This window comes from Halomonas sp. HL-93 (assembly GCF_900086985.1).
Lineage (GTDB): Bacteria > Pseudomonadota > Gammaproteobacteria > Pseudomonadales > Halomonadaceae > Vreelandella.
This window is the reverse complement of sequence record NZ_LT593974.1, coordinates 2,641,118-2,665,153: the sequence shown is the minus strand read 5'-3', so window position 1 is coordinate 2,665,153 and position 24,036 is coordinate 2,641,118. Positions and strand designations below refer to the sequence as shown.

18 protein-coding genes are annotated in these 24,036 nt (G+C 57.6%); 12 read left to right on the top strand and 6 right to left on the bottom strand.

The annotated features are described in order from the left end of the window. Window positions 1-216 precede the first annotated feature (216 nt). Both clpS and clpA read left to right on the top strand, forming a co-directional pair. On the top strand, window positions 217-540 hold the full coding sequence (gene clpS / locus GA0071314_RS12400; protein WP_441316770.1) for an ATP-dependent Clp protease adapter ClpS: 324 nt from the start codon (window positions 217-219) through the stop codon (window positions 538-540). A gap of 139 nt (window positions 541-679) precedes the next feature. Further along, complete coding sequence (gene clpA, locus GA0071314_RS12395) at window positions 680-2,956, top strand: ATP-dependent Clp protease ATP-binding subunit ClpA (RefSeq protein WP_074396931.1); 2,277 nt, start codon at window positions 680-682, stop codon at window positions 2,954-2,956. 134 nt (window positions 2,957-3,090) lie between these two features. Here the strand turns inward: clpA and infA are convergent, their stop codons facing one another. The 3 genes from infA to aat form a co-directional block, all read right to left on the bottom strand. Continuing rightward, the gene (gene infA / locus GA0071314_RS12390; RefSeq protein ID WP_007111068.1) at window positions 3,091-3,309 is read right to left on the bottom strand and encodes a translation initiation factor IF-1; all 219 of its coding nucleotides are present in this window, start codon (window positions 3,307-3,309) and stop codon (window positions 3,091-3,093) included. 138 nt (window positions 3,310-3,447) lie between these two features. Beyond that, window positions 3,448-4,182: an arginyltransferase gene (locus GA0071314_RS12385; RefSeq protein WP_074396930.1), complete on the bottom strand. Its 735-nt coding sequence runs from the start codon at window positions 4,180-4,182 to the stop codon at window positions 3,448-3,450. Window positions 4,183-4,263: 81 nt separating this feature from the next. Beyond that, a complete protein-coding gene (aat, locus tag GA0071314_RS12380; RefSeq protein WP_074396929.1) occupies window positions 4,264-4,995 on the bottom strand; it encodes a leucyl/phenylalanyl-tRNA--protein transferase in 732 nt (243 codons plus the stop codon). Between the two features lie 129 nt (window positions 4,996-5,124). Between aat and GA0071314_RS12375 the strand changes: the two genes are divergently transcribed. Both GA0071314_RS12375 and lolA read left to right on the top strand, forming a co-directional pair. Next, complete coding sequence (locus tag GA0071314_RS12375; protein WP_074396928.1) at window positions 5,125-8,124, top strand: DNA translocase FtsK; 3,000 nt, start codon at window positions 5,125-5,127, stop codon at window positions 8,122-8,124. Between the two features lie 180 nt (window positions 8,125-8,304). Beyond that, window positions 8,305-8,961 carry an outer membrane lipoprotein chaperone LolA gene (gene lolA, locus GA0071314_RS12370; RefSeq protein WP_074396927.1) on the top strand — a complete coding sequence of 219 codons (657 nt, stop codon included), beginning with the start codon at window positions 8,305-8,307 and terminating at the stop codon, window positions 8,959-8,961. 54 nt (window positions 8,962-9,015) lie between these two features. Here lolA and GA0071314_RS12365 read toward each other — a convergent pair whose 3' ends face one another. Continuing rightward, a complete protein-coding gene (locus GA0071314_RS12365) occupies window positions 9,016-10,350 on the bottom strand; it encodes a replication-associated recombination protein A (RefSeq protein WP_074396926.1) in 1,335 nt (444 codons plus the stop codon). 110 nt (window positions 10,351-10,460) lie between these two features. Between GA0071314_RS12365 and GA0071314_RS12360 the strand changes: the two genes are divergently transcribed. The 5 genes from GA0071314_RS12360 to GA0071314_RS12340 all read left to right on the top strand — a co-directional run bounded on the left by GA0071314_RS12360 (window position 10,461) and on the right by GA0071314_RS12340 (window position 19,245). After that, a complete protein-coding gene (locus GA0071314_RS12360) occupies window positions 10,461-11,006 on the top strand; it encodes a hemerythrin domain-containing protein (protein ID WP_074396925.1) in 546 nt (181 codons plus the stop codon). 124 nt (window positions 11,007-11,130) lie between these two features. Then, window positions 11,131-11,964: a glutamate racemase gene (locus GA0071314_RS12355; RefSeq protein WP_074396924.1), complete on the top strand. Its 834-nt coding sequence runs from the start codon at window positions 11,131-11,133 to the stop codon at window positions 11,962-11,964. A 65-nt stretch (window positions 11,965-12,029) separates the two neighbouring features. Beyond that, entirely contained in the window at window positions 12,030-13,133 is a 1,104-nt protein-coding gene (gene trmA, locus GA0071314_RS12350; protein ID WP_074396923.1) for a tRNA (uridine(54)-C5)-methyltransferase TrmA, read from the top strand. Window positions 13,134-13,305: 172 nt separating this feature from the next. Continuing rightward, window positions 13,306-18,129, top strand: a complete 4,824-nt coding sequence (locus tag GA0071314_RS12345; RefSeq protein ID WP_074396922.1) for an NAD-glutamate dehydrogenase — start codon at window positions 13,306-13,308, stop codon at window positions 18,127-18,129. 102 nt (window positions 18,130-18,231) lie between these two features. Continuing rightward, a complete protein-coding gene (locus tag GA0071314_RS12340; RefSeq protein ID WP_074396921.1) occupies window positions 18,232-19,245 on the top strand; it encodes a quinone-dependent dihydroorotate dehydrogenase in 1,014 nt (337 codons plus the stop codon). A 121-nt stretch (window positions 19,246-19,366) separates the two neighbouring features. Here GA0071314_RS12340 and rmf read toward each other — a convergent pair whose 3' ends face one another. Next, window positions 19,367-19,576, bottom strand: a complete 210-nt coding sequence (gene rmf, locus GA0071314_RS12335) for a ribosome modulation factor (protein ID WP_074396920.1) — start codon at window positions 19,574-19,576, stop codon at window positions 19,367-19,369. A 343-nt stretch (window positions 19,577-19,919) separates the two neighbouring features. Between rmf and rlmKL the strand changes: the two genes are divergently transcribed. Both rlmKL and GA0071314_RS12325 read left to right on the top strand, forming a co-directional pair. Further along, window positions 19,920-22,112: a bifunctional 23S rRNA (guanine(2069)-N(7))-methyltransferase RlmK/23S rRNA (guanine(2445)-N(2))-methyltransferase RlmL gene (gene rlmKL / locus GA0071314_RS12330; RefSeq protein ID WP_074396919.1), complete on the top strand. Its 2,193-nt coding sequence runs from the start codon at window positions 19,920-19,922 to the stop codon at window positions 22,110-22,112. Between the two features lie 23 nt (window positions 22,113-22,135). Further along, window positions 22,136-22,471 (top strand): glutaredoxin family protein, encoded by a 336-nt coding sequence (locus GA0071314_RS12325; RefSeq protein WP_074396918.1) that lies wholly within the window; start codon window positions 22,136-22,138, stop codon window positions 22,469-22,471. A gap of 6 nt (window positions 22,472-22,477) precedes the next feature. Here the strand turns inward: GA0071314_RS12325 and GA0071314_RS12320 are convergent, their stop codons facing one another. Next, window positions 22,478-22,759, bottom strand: a complete 282-nt coding sequence (locus GA0071314_RS12320) for a hypothetical protein (RefSeq protein ID WP_074396917.1) — start codon at window positions 22,757-22,759, stop codon at window positions 22,478-22,480. 96 nt (window positions 22,760-22,855) lie between these two features. Here GA0071314_RS12320 and pdxB point away from each other — a divergent pair, with 96 nt between their 5' ends. Next, a complete protein-coding gene (gene pdxB / locus GA0071314_RS12315; RefSeq protein ID WP_074396916.1) occupies window positions 22,856-24,001 on the top strand; it encodes a 4-phosphoerythronate dehydrogenase PdxB in 1,146 nt (381 codons plus the stop codon). Window positions 24,002-24,036 lie beyond the last annotated feature (35 nt).

Sequence of the window (24,036 nt, the reverse complement as noted above, 5' to 3'; positions counted from 1 at the left end):
AGCGTTAAGCCCTCGCCCGCTTGTCGGGCGGGGGTTTTTTGTCCGGCACGATGTGATAATTTTGATTTTTCCATGAACCCTTGCTGATTGCGCACGTCTGACTATATAGCACATCGCTACCTAGGACGTTGCCCGTCGGCCGAGAGATGATAAACCTTGCTGCTTATGCCCCATACCGACAGTTCATACCCGGAGGCGTCTTCGCTTGAAGCGGGCATGACGCGCCCCGATATGCCTGAATACGATGACGACCTGACGGTGCAGTCTGCCGAGCCTGAGCTGGCTCAGCCGCCGCTATTTAAGGTGGTGCTTCACAACGATGACTTTACGCCGATGGAGTTTGTCATCGAAGTGCTGCAAGGCTTCTTTAACATGGACAGTGAAAAAGCCGTCCAGGTGATGTTAGCGGTGCATACTCAGGGGAAAGCTACCTGTGGTGTGTTTACCCGCGATATTGCTGAAACTAAAAGTTACCAAGTGAATGAATACGCCCGTGAGTGCGAGCATCCTTTAATGAGCGACATTGAAGCCGCCGATTGAGAGCGTTGAAAAAAATCGGTAGGTGGGCTTGCAACTGTTCGATTTGTACCCGATGTTTGAAAGTGCCGGTCGATTAAACTGATCCGACGCAAGTCCTAGGTGGCGATATGCCCTAGGGTGTAGCGAAAAGGGGACTGCCATGCTGAGCAAAGAACTTGAACTGACCCTGAACACGGCTTTCACCGTGGCGCGCTCCAAGCGTCATGAGTTCATGACCGTCGAGCACCTGTTGCTCGCGCTCTTGGACAACGCTTCGGCGTTGGATGTATTGAAAGCCTGTGGGGCAAACCTCGACAAGCTGCGGTCCGATTTGCAGGACTTCATCAACTCGACCACTCCTCTGATTCCTGAAGGCCAAGGCGACCGCGAAACGCAGCCGACACTGGGCTTTCAGCGGGTGCTCCAGCGCGCCGTTTTCCACGTACAGTCGTCTGGTAAAAGTGAAGTTACCGGCGCGAACGTACTGGTGGCGATTTTCTCTGAGCAGGAAAGCCAAGCGGTTTATTTCCTCAAGCAGCAGAATGTTGCCCGGGTAGACGCGGTTAACTACATCGCGCATGGCATCTCTAAGGTCGCGGGGCATGGCCCTTCACCATCGCCTTCCCAGCAGGAAGGCGAAGAAGCCGAGGAAGGCAGCGCCGAAGGCGCGGCTCACCCGCTTACCGGCTATGCCACCAACCTCAACGAGCAGGCGCGGCTGGGCAAAATCGACCCCTTGATCGGTCGCGATCACGAGCTTGAGCGCGTGGTGCAGATTCTTGCCCGTCGCCGCAAAAACAACCCGCTGCTGGTCGGCGAAGCCGGTGTTGGCAAGACGGCCGTTGCTGAAGGGTTAGCCAAGCGCATCGTCGAAGAAGACGTCCCTGATGTTATCGCCGATGCGGTGGTGTATTCGCTGGATATGGGCGCACTGCTGGCCGGTACAAAGTACCGTGGTGACTTCGAGAAGCGCCTGAAGAGCCTGCTCGGCGAGCTACGTAAGCAGCCCAATGCGGTATTGTTTATCGACGAGATACATACCGTGATTGGTGCGGGTGCGGCGTCTGGCGGTGTGATGGATGCCTCTAACCTGCTCAAACCTCTGCTTTCCTCGGGCGAGCTGCGCTGCATTGGCTCGACTACCTTCCAAGAATTCCGCGGTATCTTTGAGAAAGACCGTGCCTTGGCGCGTCGCTTCCAGAAAGTCGATGTGATGGCGCCGTCGGTGGAAGATACCATCAAGATTCTTCAGGGGCTGCGTTCGCGGTTTGAAGAACACCACGAACTTAAATATACCGATGGGGCGCTTGAAAGCGCGGCGCGTCTGGCGGATCGCTATATCAACGACCGCTACCTACCGGATAAAGCCATCGACGTGATTGATGAAGCCGGTGCCCACCAGCGTCTGCTACCGCCTGAAGTGCGCGCCAAGACCATCGATGTGGAGCAGGTGGAAGCGGTTGTGGCATCGATTGCCCGCATTCCGCCGAAGAGCGTGTCCAGTTCGGATCGCAAGCTGCTTGAAAAACTCGACCGCGACTTGAAAATGCTGGTATTTGGTCAGGACGAGGCCATCGATACGCTGTCTGCTGCCATTAAACTGTCGCGTGCTGGCTTGAAGTCGCCCGACAAGCCGGTGGGCAGCTTCCTGTTTGCTGGGCCGACGGGGGTAGGTAAAACCGAAGTGGCCAAGCAGCTCTCGCATATCATGGGTATTGAGCTTGTGCGTTTCGATATGTCGGAGTACATGGAGCGGCATACCGTGTCACGCCTGATCGGTGCGCCTCCGGGCTATGTTGGCTACGATCAGGGCGGCCTGCTGACTGAAGCCGTCACCAAGCAGCCGCACTGCGTGCTGCTGTTGGATGAGATCGAGAAAGCGCACCCGGAAGTCTTCAACCTGCTGCTGCAGGTGATGGACCACGGCCGCCTGACCGATAACAACGGCCGCGAAGCAGACTTCCGTCACGTTATCCTGATCATGACCTCCAATGCCGGGGCCGAGCAGGCATCGCGCCGCTCGATCGGTTTCCAGCATCAGGACCATTCGACCGATGCGATGGAAGTCATTCGCCGTACCTTCTCGCCGGAATTCCGCAACCGCCTGGACGGCATTATCCAGTTCCATTCGCTACCGACTTCGGTAGTCCGCAACGTTGTCGACAAGTTCCTGATCGAGCTACAAGCACAGTTGGACGAGAAGCGCGTTCAGTTGGAAGTCGACGATATGGCGCGCGATTGGCTGGCGGATCAAGGCTACGATCCGGACATGGGGGCACGCCCGATGGCGCGCTTGATCCAAGAGAAGCTCAAAAAGCCGCTGGCAGAGATGATTCTGTTTGGCGAGCTTGCCGAGCAGGGCGGGATCGTGCACGTCAGCTTGGAGGAAGGCGAGTTACGCTTGTCAACCGAGTCGGAAATGGCCGATGCGCCCTAATGGGCGCTTAGCTATCCAGACTTCTACGCAGCGCCCTGTCATTGACGGGGCGTTGTCGTTTTGGCAGGCAGGCATCGGTAGCGCTGGACGAGTAAAAGAGGGCAGGGCGCTGATTCACGCCGTGCTGGGCGCTGTTAGCGTGAGCGGTAAACGATGCGGCCTTTGGAGAGATCGTAAGGCGTGAGCTCAACTTTTACTTTATCGCCGGTCAGGATGCGGATGTAGTTTTTGCGCATTTTGCCAGAGATATGCGCTGTAACGACGTGACCGTTTTCCAGCTCAACACGGAACATGGTGTTGGGCAGGGTATCGACAATAACGCCTTCCATTTCAATATGATCTTCGCGTGCCATATAGGCAGTTCCTCACTTAATTCAACGTAATAGGTGTGCTCAAAACGACTGGGCATGCGGTGCCTGATAGCCAGCACCACCTCGAATAGCGCTATATTGTGCCGTAAGCCTGGCGTCAAGGCAAAAAAGCGTGGCTGATTAGCGAATTAATTCTCGCCACTGGCGGCCGTCGAGCACCTCAAGGGGGGTAAAATTCTGCTTATAGCGCATTTTTCGACACGCTTCTATCCAGTAACCCAGGTAAAGGTGGGGCAGTTGCTTGTCGCGGGCCAAGTCGATGAGCCGTAATATAGCCAGAGTGCCCAGCGAGCGCTTATCCAGGGATTCGTCGACGCTGAAAAAGGTATAAATCGCTGAAAGGCCGTGCTCAAGCTGGTCGAAGGCAGCCACTCCAATCAGGCGATCCTCAAGATAAAGCTCCATTAATTGAGCATAGGGTTCGTCCAGGGTCAAAAACGTTCGATACTGTTCATGGCTTGGGGGGTACATGTCGCCATCGGCATGGCGGTGGTTAATATAGTCAGCGTAAAGCGCGTAATGGCGCGCATCAAAGTATGCTTTGGTGATGCGCGTGGTGATATCCGCATTGCGCCGGGTGATTCGCCGCTGCGTTCGGTTCGGGCTAAAGCGTTCGACCGGCACGCGTACGGAGCGGCAAGCGTTACAGCCTTCGCAATGGGGACGGTATAAATGTCGACCGCTGCGCCGAAACCCGAGCAGGGACAAGGAGTCATAGACACCGGGCATGGGCGATTCCTGAGGGTCCAGGAACAGCGTGGTGGCTTCTTTGTCGGGCAGATAGCTACAGGCGTGGGGCACTGTCAAAAAGAAGCGCAAATCGCGTACAAGCCGGCGGGGAGCGTTGCTGCTCACAGTTTGCCTCCTGGTTCCGTTAGCGTTGGCACCGTTAGCCTGTAAAAAAGGTGCTTGTAAAATAGATACCGGTAAATTGCGTCAGGCGATAGCCGATAGCCACGGAGAAGGCGGCACAACGGGCGCGTTCTCCGGTGGTGTTGCAAAGCTAAACGCAGAGCTTGGCAACCACTTTTCAAGATAGCTGATGAATGTCGCTCGGGCGACTGTTGTTGCGCCTAGGCTTGCCAAGTGCGGTGTATGCATTTGGCAGTCGATGAGCTTGCCGCCGTGGTCGCGCATGGCGCGGACCAGGTGCGCTAAAGCCACTTTTGAGGCGTCGGGAACGCGGGAAAACATCGACTCACCGAAAAACACCGGCCCCATAGCGACACCATAAAGGCCGCCCACCAAGCGCTGGTGATGGTGCACCTCGATACTGTGGGCAATGCCCTGGGCTTTGAGGTCACAGTAGGCGTGATACATGTCATCGGTAATCCAGGTGCCCAGTTCTTCGTCCCGTGGCGCGGCGCAGGCGTCGATCACTTGTTCAAAATGTTGGTCGACGGTGATCTCAAATCCCGCATTGCGCAGCTTTTTTGTTAAGCTGCGGCGCTGCTTAAATTGTTCAGGTAGGAGTATCATGCGGGGATCAGGGCTCCACCATAGAATGGGGTCGTTATCGCTGTACCATGGAAAGATGCCGTGCCGATACGCTTCCACCAGCCAATCGGGGGTTAATTCGCCGCCCGCTGCGAGCAGGCCGTTAGGCGAACCCAGCGCCGAGGTGACGGGGGGAAAGTGAGGCATTGGCGAGGAAAGCCAGGGTAGCATGGAGTGCTCCGGTCATTAGCAGCGATAACAAGTGCGGATCAACGACCCTGTGACGGCAGCAGGATGCTCGGTATGATACAAACTCGCAAGTGGATTAACGACGCCATCGGGTGCAAAAGGGAGAGTCGCTTGAAATTGAATAAAGCGGTCGACAAGCGAACACAGCGTAACACGCGCCAAAGTGGGTCTTCGGGTCGGGTCAACGCCGCCAAGGACAAAGCTCGTCGGGTTGGGTTACGCCTGCAGGGCGCCGCACGCGATGGCGTGGTGGTGGCGCTGTTGGCGATATGTACATTTTTATTACTGGCGCTGTTTAGTTATTCGCCAGCGGATCCCGGCTGGTCATCCCAAGGGCCGGAAACCGCGGTCAGCAACTGGATGGGGCCAGTGGGTGCCTGGCTTGCTGACGTCCTCTATTCGCTCCTGGGGGCCAGTGCGCTCTGGTGGCCAGGCATGGTCGGCTATTTGGCCTGGTGGCTGGTTCGCTCCCGCCAGGTGCGCTTTGAGCTGGACCCGGTGGCCGTAGCGGTGCGCGCCGGGGGGCTGATGCTGCTGATGTTTGGCACCACCATGCTCGGCGCGCTGCATTTTTATAACCCCGATAGCCTGCTGCCCTATGCCTCTGGAGGTATTTTGGGTGAAGGGCTGGTGGGTGCGCTACGCCCGCTGGTCAACAGCGGCGGCGTAGGGTTGATTGCCGCTGCGCTGATTTTGAGCGGTTTTCCGCTGTTTAGTGGCATGTCCTGGCTGCAGGTCGCCGATGAGGTGGGCCGCCGCCTGTGCCGTTTGAGTGGTTGGTGGTCGGCGCGTCGCCAGGCGCGCCGTGAGCGAGCCAAGCAGCGAGCGGCAGCGCGACCTGTCCCAGAGCCCACGCAACGTAAAGCAGCGCCCGAGCCTAAGGCCGAGAGCAGCAGTCGCGATAAACGCCGCGAACCTGCGATGTCGACCGACATGGAGGAAGACAACCAAGCAGGCCGTGATAACGTCACGGACACGTCTATCCCCTGGACGGCCGCACGAGCACCTTCTGCCACGGCTTTCAAGACAGCGCCGCGCGCCCAGGCGACGCCTCCAGAGATAGCCAAAGAAGCCGCTACTGAAACAGACGCAGCCACTGAACAGTTGCCGACCACTGCGCCACCGGCCAGCCAGCAGGCAACGCACGAGATTGAACCATCGGCACGTGATCACAGCGCTGATTCGACGGCTGCGTCACCTTTTACGGCCACGCCTGCATCGCCTGCCGACGAAGCGTCCCGCGAGCCATTACCGCTGCGCGCCTCGCGCCGTGAACCAGAGGCTGTGCCGGCTTCTTCAGCACCGCTCTCCGCCGCTGAGGACAAGCCGTGGGCACCCGTGCCGGATGAGGCAGCGTCCGAACAAGCCGCTGAGTCATTGAACGCCGAGCGGCACAAGGATCGGGTGCCTGAAGTAGTGCCCGAGCCGATATGGGGCGATGACGACGAGGTACCGGAAGCATCGACGCCTCCGCCTGCGCGTCATGAGCCGACCTTCAGCCCGGAGGTTGCCGCCGAGCAAGAGGAGGCCGATAACGGGCCGACGCTGTGGACGGTGGAACATCTGCAAAATCAGCGTCCCTCCTTCGATCACATACCCGACCCCGAAGGCGACGTGCCGAGCTTGCGCCTGCTGACCCCGGCTGAGCCACATCAGCCCAACTATACCGATGAGCAGTTGGCGGATATGGCCGAGCTGCTTGAAGTACGCCTGCGCGAGTATGGCGTCAAAGCTGAAGTGGTCGACACCTGGCCCGGGCCAGTGATTACGCGCTTTGAAATTAAGCCCGCAGCGGGCGTCAAAGTTTCCAAAATCAGCAACTTAGCCAAAGATTTGGCGCGTTCGTTGATGGTCAAGAGCGTACGCGTGGTCGAGGTGATTCCAGGGCGGCCGACGGTCGGTATTGAGATACCAAATCCCCATCGGGCAATGATCAGGCTACGCGAAGTCATTGATTCCGAACGCTATCAACAGGAAAAATCACCGCTGACCATGGCCCTGGGGCAGGACATTGGTGGCGGGCCGGTAGTCGCCAATCTCGGCAAAATGCCGCATTTGCTCGTGGCCGGTACCACGGGGTCGGGCAAGTCGGTGGGCGTCAACGCCATGCTAATTTCGATGCTGCTCAAGGCCACGCCGGATGAGCTAAAGCTGATCATGGTCGACCCAAAAATGCTGGAGCTATCTGTCTACGACGGTATTCCGCATCTGTTGGCTCCGGTAGTTACCGATATGAAAGAGGCAGCCAATAGCCTGCGCTGGTGTGTGGCAGAAATGGAGCGTCGCTATAAGCTGATGGCCGCTATGGGGGTGCGTAATATTGCCGGCTTTAACGCCCGCCTGGACGAAGCCGAGCGCGCTGGCGCCCAGGTGGCTGACCCGCTATGGGAGCCGCAGCCTTGGGAGATGCACCAAACGCCACCGATACTTGAGAAGCTGCCTTACATCGTGGTGGTGATCGACGAATTCGCCGATATGTTCATGATCGTGGGCAAAAAGGTCGAAGAGCTCATTGCTCGCCTGGCGCAAAAAGCCCGTGCGGCAGGGATCCACCTGATACTTGCCACTCAGCGCCCGTCGGTGGACGTGGTCACTGGTTTGATCAAGGCCAATATTCCCTCGCGGATGGCCTTCCAGGTGTCATCGCGGATTGATTCGCGCACGATCTTGGACCAGGGCGGCGCGGAAAGCCTGCTGGGGCATGGCGATATGCTGTACTTGCCCGCCGGGTCGGGGCCGCCCAATCGTATCCACGGGGCTTTTGTCGACGACGATGAGGTACATCGTGTGGTGGAAGACTGGAAGCGCCGCGGTGAGCCGGAATATATCGAAGAGATTTTATCGGGCGGTGTTTCGGCAGACGCGTTAGCTGGGCTTGAGGCCGAGGGAGTCGATGGCGATGACGCCGAGCAGGACGCGCTTTACGATGAAGCCGTTCAGTTTGTCACGCAAACGCGTAAAGCATCGATTTCCGCAGTGCAGCGGCGCTTTAAAATTGGCTATAACCGTGCCGCTCGCCTCGTGGAGGCCATGGAAGGTGCGGGCGTGGTGTCATCGATGGGTACCAACGGCGCCCGGGAGGTGCTGGCGCCACCGCCTGTTGGCCATTAAGCCAATCGTGCAATTAGCGTGGAAATCCCGCTGCCGATGAAACTTGGTAGCGGGACGCGCGTCTTAATGGCTACACGAACGGTTATGCTAGCCCCCACGTTCACTCTTTATCCGCTTTTTTACTAGCCATATGACCGGCTAAGTTCATTGTTCACTGGCAAGGTTGCCTAGGGAGATCGCATGAGCGATACGCAAACTCGACGTCCTTCATCATTACTACTGGCTGCCAGCGCATTAGGATTAACCTTCACCGCCCCGCTGGCCATTGCCAACGAGGCCGCTGAGCGGCTAACCGAACGGCTTGATCCGCTGGAAAGCTATCAGGCATCGTTTGAGCAAGAAATACTCGATGGCAGCGGTGACCGCTTGCAGGAAGCGCGTGGCGAAATGTGGCTGTCGCGCCCTGGTATGTTGCGCTGGGAAGTGGAAGCGCCTTATGCGCAAACCGTGGTATCGGACGGTGATGAGGTGTATCTCTACGATCCGGATCTTGAGCAAGTGACGGTCCAGGCGCTGGACGAGCGGGTGACTCATACTCCCGCATTGTTGCTATCAGGACGGGTTAGCGAGCTGACCGAAAATTACGATGTCGAGTACGAGGACGACGGCGGTGATGATATCTTCACGCTAGTGCCCACGTCCGCGGATACTTTGTTTGAGCAGCTTCGCATGACCTTTGATGGTGATATGCTCACCGAGCTATGGATGACCGATAGCACCGGCCAACGCACATCGATTATCTTCAGCAATGCCGAGCGCAATGAAGATATTGACGACGAGCGTTTTGAATTTGAAGTCCCCGATGGAGCTGACGTGATTCGTGAGGACGAGCGCTAGCCGGGCTTTATGAGCGATTAGCGGAAAGGCTCATTTCATTTACATAAAGGCCGATCAGGCATCCGATGCCTGGTCGGCTTCTTTGTTTCTGGCGTTTCGCCACGCCATGATCTCGGCAAAACGCTTTTCCTGACCGAACGCGCTGGGTTGATAAAACGCTTGTCTGGGCAGCTCCTCCGGCCAGCAGTCGTGGGCACTCCCTGCAGGGTAGCCGTCGGGTTCGTTGTGCGCATAGCGGTAGCCTTCGCCATGACCGAGTTGCTCCATCAGCTTGGTTGGCGCGTTGCGCAGATAGGTGGGTACTTCAACCTGGGGCTGTTGGCGGACAAACTGCTGGGCCTTGTTCCAGGCCTGGTCAATGCGATTGCTTTTTGGCGCCACCGCCAGATGTATCGCCGCGTGGGCGATTGCCCGCTGGCCTTCGTAGTCGCCTAGCCGTAAATAGGCATCCCAGGCGGCGATGACCAATGGTAGTGCGCGAGGGTCAGCGTTACCCACGTCTTCCGAGGCGATGGCGCTGAGTCGGCGCACCACATCCAGCGGGTCGCCACCGCCTTGAATAAAGCGGGCCATGTAGAGCAAGGCGGCATCGGGCCGTGAGGAGCGCACCGATTTGTGAATAGCCGAGAGCAGGTCGTAGTAGGCATCGCCCTGCTTATCGAAGGCGCTGGCCTGATGGCCGATGACATCGGCCAGTACGCTTTCGGGCAGCACTTCGTGGCCAGCCTGTTGTGTGGTGAAATCGCAGGCGGTTTCCAGTAGGCCCAGTGCGCGGCGGGCATCTCCTGCGCTTGCCTTGGCCAAGGCAGTTAATACCGATGGCTCCACCTCAATGCTACGTTTGCCCAGCCCGCGCTCGGGGTCGTCCAGGGCCTGGCGCATCACGCTGATCAATTCGTCTTGCGTCAGCGATTTCAGCACATAAACCCGCGCCCTAGAGAGCAGTGCTGAGTTGACCTCAAACGACGGATTTTCGGTGGTGGCGCCAATCAACGTCAAAAGGCCAGACTCAACATGAGGGAGTAGGGCGTCCTGCTGGCTCTTGTTCAATCGGTGAATCTCATCTAAAAATAGAATAACCGGTGAACTAAGTTGCTGGGCCCGTTCGACGACCACGCGAATATCCTTAACCCCTGCCATCACCGCGCTGAGCTGTTCTAAATGGGCGTTGGATGCATGCGCCAGGAGTTCCGCCAGGGTGGTTTTGCCGACACCCGGCGGCCCCCATAAAATCATTGAGCGTACAACGCCCGACTCCGCCATACGCCGTAGCGGTTTATCCGGGCCAACGAGCGCCTGTTGGCCAACATAGTCTTCAAGCTGGCGCGGGCGCATCCGGTAGGCTAAAGGGGCGTCGTCGGCAGGGGTTGCGCGGCTGAAAAGATCCATGGAAGCTCCGTTTAACACTGACCATCGGTTGGGTATGTCATCATAAGGTGTATGGTAAAGCGTGTCTGCTCAGACTACCTTTGGCGTAAGACGATAAAGGAGACGGCTCAATGTTAAACCAACTGCGATTAGATCATGCCAATATGGCCAGGATGCTGCACGTCCTTCAATTGAAGCAAAAAGCCTTGGTTCAAGGCGAGCGTCCCAATTTTCACCTAATGCGCGAGGTGGTGGATTACATTTTGTCCTACATGGGCAGCTTTGCTGGGCCGTTGGAGCGAATTTGTGTTGAAAGGCTGCGCACGGACGCCCCTGAACACACGGCGCTCACCGAAAAAATGGCTGAAGATTATCGTCAATTGACGCCCCGTTTGCAGCAGCTATCCAATGACATCGATATGATTTTGATGGACAACGTGCTGCCCATGGACAAGTTCGCTGACGACTTGAGAGAGTATCTGGAGGCGCACCGCGCCTACCTGCGTCAGGAACGTGAAGCGCTATTTCCGTTGATGGACAAGCACTTTAGCGAGGACGATATGGAGGCTCTGCGCCAGTCACTGCCGGTGGGCGCCGAACAATCCCTTGAGCGTTTGCAGTTAGCCTATCCAGAGCTTTATGCCGAGCTGCGCGGGGCCGATGTTCCCAACGTATAAGTTTGATGAGGGCCTGGCTGAAGATGGCTTATCAGCTACCGCGTGCGTGTTAAACTAATCGCCTTGATAAAAATGCATAGACAGGGGCGATGGTGGTAAAACGCAATGGCTGTGGCGTGACAGGATGAAGCAAGGGCCTGTTCTGATATTTGATTCCGGTGTGGGAGGGCTGTCGGTAGCAGCGGCGTTACGTCAGCACTATCCCCATGCCAGTTTTTGCTACGCCTGTGACAATGCGTGGCTACCCTATGGTCTGCGCGACGACGCCAGCCTTGCCGAGCGTATCCTGGCTGTTTGCTTGTCGGCGGTTGCGGCTTGCCAACCTAGCGTACTCGTTGTGGCCTGCAACACTGCCAGTACCTTGGCACTTGAAAAGCTGCGCTGGCATTTGTCGATCCCCGTGGTGGGCACCGTACCGGCGATTAAACCGGCGGCGGCGCTTAGCCAGACGCGTCATATCGGCCTGCTGGCCACCAGGGCCACGGTCGGCCGCCCATATACCCAGGAACTGATCGACCGCTTTGCCAGCGACTGCGTGGTGACCAAAGTGGCTGCCGATGCATTGGTCAGCGAAGCCGAGGCATGGTTGGCGGGGCAACCACTCGACAAGGCGCGTATCCACACCGCGTTGATGCCGCTGTGGCAAGCTGCGCAACCAAGGCCAGGCGTGTCCACGCTGGATACTCCTGCAATTGATACCCCTGCACTTGATACCATAGTGCTCGGCTGCACCCATTTTCCCCTCTTACAACCCTGGTTAGCCCAGCTTGCCCCGGTACCGCTTCAATGGGTCGATTCTGGCGATGCCATTGCCCGGCGTGTCGGTCAGGTGGCAGAGATGCTAATGGTGATGAACCCCGACAGTCGCTGTTTTACCACCGGCCCGGCCGACCACCTAACCGAAGGTTTGGCACGTTATGGATTTCAGCCCGCGCAGCCATTAAGCCTGACGCATTAGCCGTGGTAAGGGTCTGTTTAATATTTACCAAGATCATGTTTACCCATACATAAAGAGGAGCCGCTTTGGCTATCCCTGTTGTTGACCCCGAACGCTACGCCGAGCAATTGGCTGACAAACGTGCCTATGTCGAACGCCTTTTTGAGCCCTTCGCGCCGCCGGCTTTAGAGATGTTTCCGTCACCGCCCAGCCACTACCGCCAGCGCTGTGAGTTTCGTATTTGGCATGAAGGCGATGATCTTTTCTACGCCATGTTTGAGGTCACGCCGGGCAATCCTAAGAGCAAGCGCGTTATTCGACTTGATCAGTTCCCAGTTGCCAGTGAATCCATCAACCGTCTGATGCCGCTGTTACGCACGGCCTTTTTGAAAAGCGATGAGTTACGCCACCGACTGTTTCAGGTCGAGTTCTTAACCACGCTTTCGGGGGAGGCGCTGGTCACGCTGATCTATCACCGTCCGTTGGGTGAGGCCTGGGAGGCTGAAGCGCGGGCCCTTGAAGCGGAACTGGGTATTATGATCATCGGTCGCTCGCGTAAACAGCGTCTGGTACTGACGCGCGATCATGTTTGGGAGCGCCTGGAGTTAGAGGGTCGCACGCTGCATTACCAACAGGTCGAAAACAGTTTTACCCAACCCAACGCACATATTTGCCAGGCGATGCTGGGTTGGGCAAGCGATGTGACGGCGGGGCGTGAGCATGAGGACTTGGTCGAGCTTTACTGCGGTAATGGCAACTTTACTATCGCTCTGGCGGCGAATTTTCGCCGTGTATTGGCCACTGAAATCTCGCGCACGTCGGTGGCCAGCGCCAACGTCAACCTCGCGGCGAACGGCGTGACCAACGCCCAAGTGGCGCGCATGTCGGCAGAGGAGTTCGCCCTTGCGTTAAAAGGCGAGAAAACCGGTCGCCGTGTGGCAGAGATGGCGCTTGAATCCTACGACTTTTCTACGGTGCTGGTGGACCCGCCGCGGGCAGGGCTTGATGAGCAAAGTTGCCGCCAGCTCAGCGAATACGCCCAGATCGTCTATATTTCATGCAACCCTGTGACGCTGGCAGAGAACTTAAACCAATTAACGCACACCCATGAGATCGTCCGCTTTGCGTTGTTTGACCAGTTTCCGTTTACCGACCATTGTGAATGTGGGGTGTGGCTGACGCGGCGCTGACCGGCACGGATGATAAAAACACGGCTAATGCAAAAGTGGTATGCGCTATGAGTAACCAGACAGATGGCTAGGGCGGCGTTAACGGGTAGCGTAAGCTAGTCGCATAATGGCCTAAAGGCCTATTGTCCTTCGTTTTTTGGCCAGGTGATGGCCCCGGTAGCTGAGGTGATGGATGCATTACGTTGCGATTGAAGAAAGTCGGCAAGATTTGTTGAAGCAGCTACAAGAACGTCTGCACGATCGCTTGGAGCCGACCCGCGCTACGGCTATCGATGCCTTCGCGCGACACTTCTACGCGACGGTACCGGTGGAAGATCTCATTGATCGCCGTCTGGATGACCTCTATGGGGCGACACTCTCGATTTGGCAGTTCTTGCAGCACCACGACCCGCAAAGCCCCAAAATCCGAGTGTTCAATCCCGATTTTGAAGAGCATGGCTGGCAGTCGACGCACACCTTTGTTGCGGTACTTCACGAGGATATGCCGTTTTTGGTCGATTCTGTACGCATTGAGCTGAATCGTCGCGGCCTAACGGTTCATGCTATTCAGAATGCGGTAGTGGCGGTTGGCCGAGATGCGCAGCACCAACTGCAGGCGTTAGGTTCGCCCCGCGATGCACAAGCACCAGAGGCGCGCGAGTCGCTGATTGTGATTGAGGTCGACCGGCATACCGACCCTGAGCTGTTGGAGAAAATTGAGCACAACCTGCACGAGGTGTTACGCGATGTACGCACCGCCGTGGGTGATTTCGATGCCATGTGCGAGCAGATTCGCGGATCCATTCAGGAGCTTGAGAAAAATTGCCCGCCGCAAATCGACCCGGACGACCACGAAGAGGCCATCGCCTTTTTGGAATGGCTACTTAAAGATAACTTTACCTTTCTCGGTTACGACGAATACCTGCTTGAAGACGGCGAGTTAACCCGCGACCCCGACAGCGTGCTGGGTGTCTTCCGTTTGGATCAGCCACGCTACTGCGAGCGTATTCGTACCGAAGAAGGCATTGGCGAACACAACGACTATGTGCTGGTGCCGCAGCTGCTGTCGTTTGCCAAAAGTGCTCATCATTCTCGGGTACACCGGCCAACTTATCCAGATTACATTACTGTCGACCGCTACGATGATCATGGCAATGTGATCGGCGAGCGGCGGTTCTTTGGGCTGTTTACCGCTACGGTGTACAACGAATCACCGCGCAATATTCCTCTGCTGCGTCGCAAACTCAAAGCGGTGATGGATATTGCCGGTTTCAATCCCCAAGGGCATAACGGCAAGCAGCTTCTTCAGGTGCTGGAGGTCTATCCGCGCGACGACCTTTTCCAAATGAATACCGAGGCGCTGGCCAGCACGGCGCTGGGCATTCTCAATATCCGTGAGCGCCGCCAGGTACGTCTGTTTATTCGTGCCGACGTCAGCGGTAAGTTTTATTCGTGCCTGGTCTTCGTGCCTCGTGACGTGTTCTCGACCGACCTGCGACAGCGCATCCAGCACATGCTCTGCGACGAGCTTGACGCCCGCTTTGGAGACTTCAATACGTACCTGTCGGAATCGGTGCTGGCACGTATTCAATTGATTCTGCGCTTCAACGGCGATGCGCCCAGCGAGTACGACCTTAAGCATCTGGAGAGCAAGGTTGCCCGCCTGGCGCGCAGCTGGCGCGACGACCTGCAGGCCGCGATGATCGAAGGGTTCGGCGAAGAGCGCGCCAACCACCTGATGGAGCAGTTCCACGAAGCGTTTTCCGCCAGCTATCGCGAAGACTTTTCCGCGCGAACGGCAGTGTTTGACGTGCAGCACCTGCTGACCCTGGACAGCGGTGACGATCTCTCACTGTCGCTCTATCGACCGTTGGAAGAGCAGAGCGGCGGGGTCAACCTCAAGCTGTTCCACCGAGCGACGCAAATTCCGCTTTCCGACGTGCTGCCGATGATGGAAAACCTCGGCCTGCGAGTGATTGGCGAGCGCCCCTACGATATCAACGGCCCCCAACAGCGCTACTGGATTCATGACTTCGAGCTGGAGCATAGCGGCGCTGAGGTAAGCCTTTCGGATATGCGTGAAACGTTTAGCGAAGCGTTCAAGCGCATTTGGGCCGGTGAGGCTGATAATGACGCCTTTAACCGCTTGATCATCGGCGCAGGCCTGGACTGGCGCGAAGTGGCCATGCTGCGGGGCTATGCCCGTTATCTCAAGCAGATTCGCTTTGGCATGTCCCAGGACTACATCGCCACCACGCTTGCCAACTACCCGGTGATCACCCAGACGCTGGTGGAGCTATTCCAGCAGCGTTTCGACCCCAGTCTGGATGACCACGACACCAGCGAGTGCGTGGCGCGCATTAATGAACACCTTGAGGCAGTCGCCAGCCTTAACGACGACCAGCTGTTGCGCCGCTTTATGGAGCTGATCCTGGCGACGCTACGCACCAACTATTACCAGCAAAGCGGAAACGGTCGTCCCAAGGACTACATCGCCTACAAGCTCGAGCCTTCCAAGGTGACCGGCATGCCCAAGCCGCGTCCTGCGTTTGAGATTTTCGTTTGCTCACCAAGGGTGGAAGGCGTGCACCTGCGCGGCGGCAAGGTGGCCCGCGGCGGGCTGCGCTGGTCCGACCGTCATGAGGATTTCCGCACCGAAGTGCTGGGACTGGTGAAAGCACAGCAGGTTAAAAACGCAGTGATTGTGCCGGTGGGCGCGAAAGGTGGCTTTGTCTGTAAGCGGATGCCAGAGAACGCCGACCGTGAAACCCAGCAAAAAGAAGGCATTGCCTGCTATCAGCTATTTATCCGCGCGCTGCTGGATGTGACTGACAACCTCGTCGCGGGCGATGTCGTGCCGCCAGAGAGCGTGGTGCGCCACGACGAAGACGACGCCTATTTAGTGGTTGCTGCCGATAAGGGTACGGCGACCTTCTCGGATATTGCTAACGAAATCTCGCTTGAATATGGTCACTGGCTGGGTGATGCCTTTGCGTCCGGCGGCGCCAACGGCTATGACCACAAGAAGATGGGTATTACCGCACGCGGTGCCTGGGAATCGGTCAAGCGTCACTTTAAAAACCTGGATGTCGATACCCAGCGCGATGAATTTAGCGTGATCGGCATCGGTGATATGGCGGGCGACGTGTTTGGCAACGGCATGCTGCTGTCGGAGACGATTCAACTGGTGGGGGCCTTCAACCACCTGCACATTTTTGTCGACCCTACGCCGGACGCCGCTGCCTCATTTGCCGAACGTCAGCGCTTGTTCGACCTGCCGCGTTCCAGTTGGGAAGATTACGATCAGGCGCTGATCTCCCAAGGTGGTGGTGTGTTTAGCCGCAGTGCTAAATCGATTGCGATTACCCCCGAAATGCAGTCGACGTTTGACATTGAAGAGACGCGGCTTTCGCCTAACGAGTTGATCCGCGCAATGCTTGTCTCCAAGGTCGATTTGATCTGGAACGGCGGGATCGGCACCTATGTGAAAGGCTCGGAAGAGACTGACGCGGATGTGGGCGATAAAGCCAACGACGCGTTGCGCATCAACGGCAATGATTTGAACTGCCGGGTGATAGGCGAGGGCGGTAACCTGGGCCTGACCCAGCGGGGCCGCATGGAAGCCGCCGCCAAGGGCGTGCGGGTTTACACCGACTTTATCGACAACGCCGGAGGCGTCAACTGCTCCGACCATGAAGTGAACATCAAGATCCTGATTGATGAGGTGGTCAAGCGCGGCGACATGACCGACAAGCAGCGCAACCAGTTGCTGGCCGAGATGACCGACGAGGTCGCCGATTTGGTGATTCTCGATAACTACCGCCAAACTCAGGCATTGGATCTTTCGGCCATTCTCTCCCAGCAGGGTATGGGGCCTTACCGCCGCTTTATCAGCGAGTTGGAGTCAGCCGGTCAGATTGACCGAGAACTTGAATTCCTCCCCGCCGATGACGTATTAAAAGAGCGTGCGAGCCAGCAACAGGGCATGCGCCTTCCGGAACTCTCGGTATTGATTTCTTACGCCAAGAGCACCCTGAAAGGCGACTTGATTACCTCAGAGGTGCCAGACGACCCGTATATTCACCAGCATCTTGAGCGTCTTTTCCCGGCGGTATTGACCGAGCGCTATCAGCCGGAAATGTATGACCACCGTCTGAAGCGCGAGATTGTTGCCACTCAGGTGGCCAACGATTTGGTCGACCACATGGGCATTGTGTTTGTGCGCCGGCTCATGGACTCAACGGGCGCTGGCCGAGCGGATATTGCCCGCGCTTACGTCGTTGCCCGGGACAGCTTTAATCTGGCTACTCTGTGGGCCCAGCTGGAAGCACTGGATAACCAGGTGCCCAACCGTGTGCAATACGCGATGATGCTCGACGTGATGCGCATGATCCGCCGCGCGACGCGGTGGTTCCTGCGTCAGCACATGGGGCTATCGACCCAGGATACCATCGAGTACTTCCGTCCCCGTTTGGCGCAGTTACAGGAAGGCATTGGCGAGCTGCTCAGCGGCGAGGAACTGGCTGCGTGGCAACAACGCTTTGAAGAGCTGCAAGAAGCGGGCGTTCCCGATGCATTAGCCTCGACCGTAGCGGCGGCTCCCAGCCTGTATGCTGGTCTGGGCATTATCCAGGCAGCACGGGCCACCAATGAAAAACCCCAGCGTGTAGCCGAGGTCTTCTACGAGATTGGTAGCCGCCTGGAGCTCCCCTGGATGATCCAGCAGGTTACCCAGCTTGAAGTGCGCGATGCCTGGCAGGCCCAAGCGCGGGAAACCTTCCGTGATGATATCGACCGCCAGCAGTTGGCGCTAACCACTAGCGTACTCAAGCTGGAGGCCGGCAGTCGTGACACCCAGGAGCGTGTCGCTCAATGGCTGGATCAGCACGCCGACTTGCACCGCCGCTGGTGTCGTCTGATCGACGAGGTACGCGGCGGCAGTGAAGTGGGCTTTGCGCTGTTTGCAGTGGCCATTCGTGAACTGGTCGACTTGGCGGAAAGCGATAGCGAAAGCTAAACCGCGCTGCCATCCTTGCGGGCGTTCTCTGGTTTTTCCGGGGAGCGCCCGTTTGCGTTATACTAGCGACCGCTTTTTAGCCCTTGCTCCAAGAGACCCACCATGTACATGCTTGCTCGCTCGCTGTTATTCCGCATCGACCCTGAAACTTCCCACGGCATGGCGCTCAGAGCCTTGGATTCTCTACACCGCCTGGGAGGTATTAAGCGCTTGGTAGGCAAGCCGGTCGAGGATCCTGTTGAGCTGATGGGGCTGCATTTTGCCAACCGTGTGGGCCTGGCGGCTGGGTTGGATAAAAACGCCGATCACATCGACGCGCTGGGTGAGCTTGGCTTTGGGTTTATTGAAGTCGGCACTGTAACGCCGGTGGCCCAGCCGGGTAATCCCAAGCCCCGCTTGTTCCGTCTCGCGGGCCACGAGGCCATCATTAATCGGTTTGGGTTTAATAACCGCGGCGTCGCACATTTAGTCGCACAGGTGAAACAGCGCCACTATGGCGGTGTGGTGGGCATTAATATCGGCAAAAATCTGAACACGTCGGTAGACGATGCGTTGGACGACTATCTGGCCTGTTTAGAGGCGGTTCATGGGGTCGCTGATTACATCACCGTGAATATTTCCTCGCCCAATACACCGGGGCTGCGTACGCTGCAGTTTGGCGCTCAGCTAGACGCCTTGTTGGCACCTATTCGGGCGCGTAGCCAAGCCTTGGACGAGCAATCGAGCCGTCATGTGCCGCTGCTGGTAAAAATTGCGCCGGATATGACGGACGAGGAAGTGGCGCTAGTGGCAGGTAGCATCGAGCGCAATGGGTTTGATGGAGTGATCGCCACCAATACTACGCTTTCCCGGGAAGCGGTGGCAGGTGACCCGCAAGCCGACGAGGCGGGCGGGCTATCGGGCAAGCCAGTGTTTGAAGCCTCGAACCGGGTGATTCGGTTATTGCGCGAGCAACTGCCTCGGTTACCGATTATTGGCGTTGGCGGCATCGACAGCGGTGAGGCGGCCAGGGCCAAACGCGATGCCGGAGCGGATTTGGTACAGCTCTATTCAGGGCTAATTTATCGTGGGCCCAAGCTTGTTAGCGAGTGCGCCAACGCTCTAAAAATAAATTAATAGGCATGGTGGTCAACTAGTGAGGTGCAGGCTGTTGGCTTGCGCCATTTTAAAGGACGTATACAACCAAAAAGCCCGCTTTAGTCAGCGGGCTTACTGTATGTTCGTTAAAGGTAAAGGGTTAGGTCATTACCATGGGATTTTTATGGATGCCTGATACACCGGTCATGCCGTCCCACTGGTCGCCGCGACCTTCACGCCAACCGCTCATCCAGTATTCGCGTAAATTAATCTCTTGACTAGGACAATCATCACGGGAGCGACCCGTAATACCCGCTTTATAGCCGTGTACATAAGCTCGCTGGAAGCGATCACGTTTTTGTCGTTTCATTGGCTAACCTCTTTTCATGAAAGCCTTTAAGATGAAATAACGGGGGGCGTGATACAGGGCAACCCGCCCCTATGTCTCGCCGCCACTATTTCGAGAGCTGACCTCAAGAGTGAACCGCCGTCCCAGCACAATGGTCTAGCACTCACGTGCTGAACCCACCGGGCGGCCGGTTCGTCAACGCCATAGGTCATTGAGACCCTGACAGACAACGCATGCGTTTTTCAGTAGCTACTCTCTTATTGTTAGACCATGATGGGGTCTCTTGTCGACCATCAAATTGTCATAAGACGTAAACACATTTGCCATATACAGGAATATCGCGCAGTTACGCGCAGCCATTACCATGACAGAGTTAAGCTCAACCGCCCCCCTCAGCCTTTTGGCGACGTGCCCCAAGGGCATCGAAAGCCTGCTAGCCGACGAACTGGCAGCGCTAGGCGCTACCCCAGGTAAAACAACGGTGGCAGGTGTCTATTTTTCAGCCGAACAGGCCACGGCCTATCGTATATGCCTATGGTCGCGGTTAGCTAACCGCATCATCCTTATCTTGGCGCGCGAGCCAATGATCGAAACTGCCGAACAACTGCGTGACGTGGTGGCACGCTTGGATTGGACCCAACATTTGGCCCCCGGGCGGACCATGGCGGTAGATTTTCATGGCCGCAGTGATCACATCCGCCATACCCGCTTCGGTGCGCAAACAGTGAAAGATGGCGTGGTCGATGCGTTGCAATTGGCTGGCCAGGAACGCCCCACGATTGATACCAAGACGCCACACCTGCGTCTTTACGCCCACCTGCACCGCGCTAATGCGACCCTTGGCATCGATCTCTCAGGAGAAAGTCTGCATCGGCGTGGCTATCGCCGTGATGTGGGCCACGCGCCGTTGAAAGAAAACCTGGCGGCCGCCTTGCTGGTGCGCGCAGGCTGGCCTGAGCGTGCCAAAGCAGGGGAGCCGCTGATTGACCCGCTATGTGGGGCGGGGACGCTGCTCATTGAGGCCGGGTTGATGGCCGCCGATCAGGCGCCCAACCTGCACCGCGAACGCTTTGGTTTTCACGGCTGGGCCGGTCACGATGAAGACCAATGGCGTGAGTTAAAGCGCGAGGCCGATGCGCGGGCGTCAATTGGCCGCAAGCGCTGTAAAACCTCGCTGACCGGCTTTGATGAAAGCCCAGCGGCGCTCTCGGCCGCCAAGACCAATGCCATGCGTGCTGGTATTCCCGCGCTGATTCACCTGCACGGGCAACGCCTTGCTCAGCTTTCTCGCCCCGAAGGCATGACTGACGAACAGGGGCTGTTGATCACTAATCCACCCTATGGCGAACGATTGGGGGAACTGCCCGAATTGGTGCAGCTGTATGCCCAACTGGGTGATAAATCCAAAGCGCTGTTCCCCGGTTGGACGCTTGCGGTGTTTACCGGCAACCCTGATCTGGGGCACCGGCTTGGCTTGCGAGCGCACAAACAGTACGCGCTGAAAAACGGCGCCCTGGACGCCAAACTGTTGTTGATGACCATTGAGCATCACCCAACTCGGATCGAGTCTGATAGTGATGCGCCAATGGCCGTCGACAAAACAGCGCCAAAGGTGTCGGATAACGCGCAGATGTTTGCCAACCGCTTGGCCAAAAACCAAAAGCGGCTAAAAAAATGGCTGAAGCAAAGCGGAGAAACCTGCTACCGGCTTTACGATGCCGATATGCCCGAATATGCTCTGGCGGTCGATCGCTACGGCGATCATGTACACGTGCAAGAGTATGCGGCGCCACGCTCGGTGGACCCTTCCCAGGCGCAAAAGCGGCTATTTGATGCCCTGGAGGTAATGCCCAGCGTGCTGGACGTCGATCCCAGCAAGATCCACGTCAAGCGTCGTGAGCGGCAAACCGGTAGCGCCCAGTACCAAAAACGCGACGCCAGCGGCGAGCGCTTCGAGGTGCGGGAAGGCAGTGCTCGGCTATGGGTTAACCTGCGCGATTATCTGGATACCGGACTATTTCTTGATCATCGCCCCGTGCGCCGCATGCTCTTTGAGATGGCCAGCGGCAAGCGCTTTTTGAATCTGTTTTGCTATACCGCGACTGCCACAGTGCAGGCGGCATTGGGCGGAGCGAGCGACAGCGTTAGCGTGGATATGTCCAATACCTACCTTGAGTGGGCGCGGGATAACTTTACCCTCAACCAGCTGGACCCCAGGCTGCATCGGGTAGTGCGTGATGACTGCTTTCGCTGGCTGGAAACCGCCAATGCCGAGTTCGACCTGATCTTTATGGACCCGCCGACGTTCTCCAACTCCAAGAAAATGCGCGACACCCTGGACGTGCAGCGCGACCATCCGCGGCTGGTGACACTGGCTATGGCGCGACTTGCGCCGGGCGGCACCCTGGTGTTCTCCAATAACCAGCGGCGTTTCAAGCTGGACGACTCGCTGAGCGAGCAGTTTGTGGTCGAGGATATAACCGCGCGCAGCTTTGATCCGGATTTCCAGCGACGTAGCAACGCGCACCATGTGTTCTTGCTACGCCAGCGCGAATAGCGCTATCAATTCAGGCCCGCGATATGATTCGACTGACGATTTACACCACCCAGGGCTGCCATCTTTGCGACGAGCTGGAGGCACAGGTGGCGGCGTTAACCCGGCAGCCGATTGAGTGGCTGCGCGTTGAGGTGAGTGACGACGATGCGCTGCTGGCAAGCTACGGCGAGCGCATCCCCGTGTTGGCGGACGACGAGGGGAAGGAGCTGGAAAGTGGTCATAAGCTTGAGCGCTTGAGCGACTGGCTGCACAAACGGGGCTGGCTGGATGAAGCGGCCCTGGAGGCGCTCACCGATTCTGTTGAAGGCGCTCCGCCGAAAGGCGCGCACCAGATCAGTGGGCGGCGCTTTTTAGGGTGATCAGGTTCAGAAGGCGTCAAGCAGTGACAGCTGGCGCATGGCCTCCTGACCTTCGGGAGAGTTGTCAGCCACTTCCAGCACTTTGCGAAACCCACGCGAGGCCTGAATGGTGGTTTCATCTTCCAGCCACATATGGGCCTGGGCAAGGGTGTCAGCCAATTGATGTTTCAACCCCCCGTACTGGGTGCCAATTTGCCCCCAGGCGCGACTAAAAATCCAATCACCCAGCATATCCTGGTGAATATGCACCAACACGTAGTCATGGTCGGTTTCCCAGCGTACGATCAAAATATTCCCCTTAACATTCGCTTTAACGCCCCCTTAAACGTGTCTGCACCACAAGCCGATGCGGGCGTATTGTAAAGCTCGGATAAGAAAACGCCTATGAAACTTGTTGTCGATGCCAATATCCCCGCCTTTGACCCCTGCTTTGGGACTTTCGGCTCACTTACCCGCGTGCCCGGGCGTGAGATTAGCGCCGCCGAAGTAGCAGACGCCGATGCCTTGATTGTGCGCTCGGTCACCCAGGTTGATCGGTCGCTGCTTGCTGATAGTCGCGTGGGTTTTGTCGGCACCTGTACCATCGGTACCGACCACATCGACCAAGCCTTTCTGGAAGAGCGGGGTATCGGGTTTGCCAGCGCGCCGGGCTGCAACGCCGAGGCCGTGGTGGATTATGTGCTTAGTAGCTTATTGACGCTTGCCGAGCGCGACGGCTGGGTGCTCAGCGAGCGATGTGTGGGCGTTATCGGGGTGGGTAACGTGGGTAGCCGGCTGGTTGAACGCCTAACGGCGCTAGGCGTGCCGGTATTGGCCTGCGATCCGCCGAGGGCCGAGCGCGAAGGCCCAATGGGATTTTCCGAGCTTGATGAACTCATCGCCCGCTGCGACGTGCTGTGCTTGCATACGCCACGGGTGGCATCCGGCCCATACGCCACCCAACATTTGCTGGATGCCCAGCGCATCAATGAGTTAGCGCCGGGCAGCGTACTGCTCAATGCGGGGCGTGGCGACTGCGTGGACGGCCTGGCGTTACGCAGCCGGCTGTCGGGCACGGGGGATATCACCGCCGTGCTGGACGTCTGGGAGCAAGAGCCGGCCGTTGACCCCAGCTTGCGGGATTTAGCGGCCCTGGCGACACCGCATATTGCGGGTTACAGCCTGGATGGCAAGTTACGTGGTAGTTGGATGATTCACCAGGCGCTGGCGGATCATCTAGGACAGCCGAGTCACCTTGGGTTTGGCGAGCTGTGCCCGCCGCCTGCGCTGGCAAGCCTGGCGCTTGAACAGGCGCTGCCGGTGGATGACGCCCTCAGGCTTTGCACGCGGGCGGTTTACGACGTGCGCCGCGACCATGACAGTCTTGCGCGACAAGTACGCCAGTGGGGGATTACTCAGGGTTTTGACCGCTGCCGAGCCGATTACCCAGTGCGCCGTGAGTTTGCCACGCTCACCGTGAAGCTTTCTGGCGAAGCGGTAGGGCTAGGAAGCATACTGCGTGGGGCGGGGTTTAATGTGTATGCGGGCTAGTATTCAATTCTTGTCTGCATTGGCCTGGGGGTTTG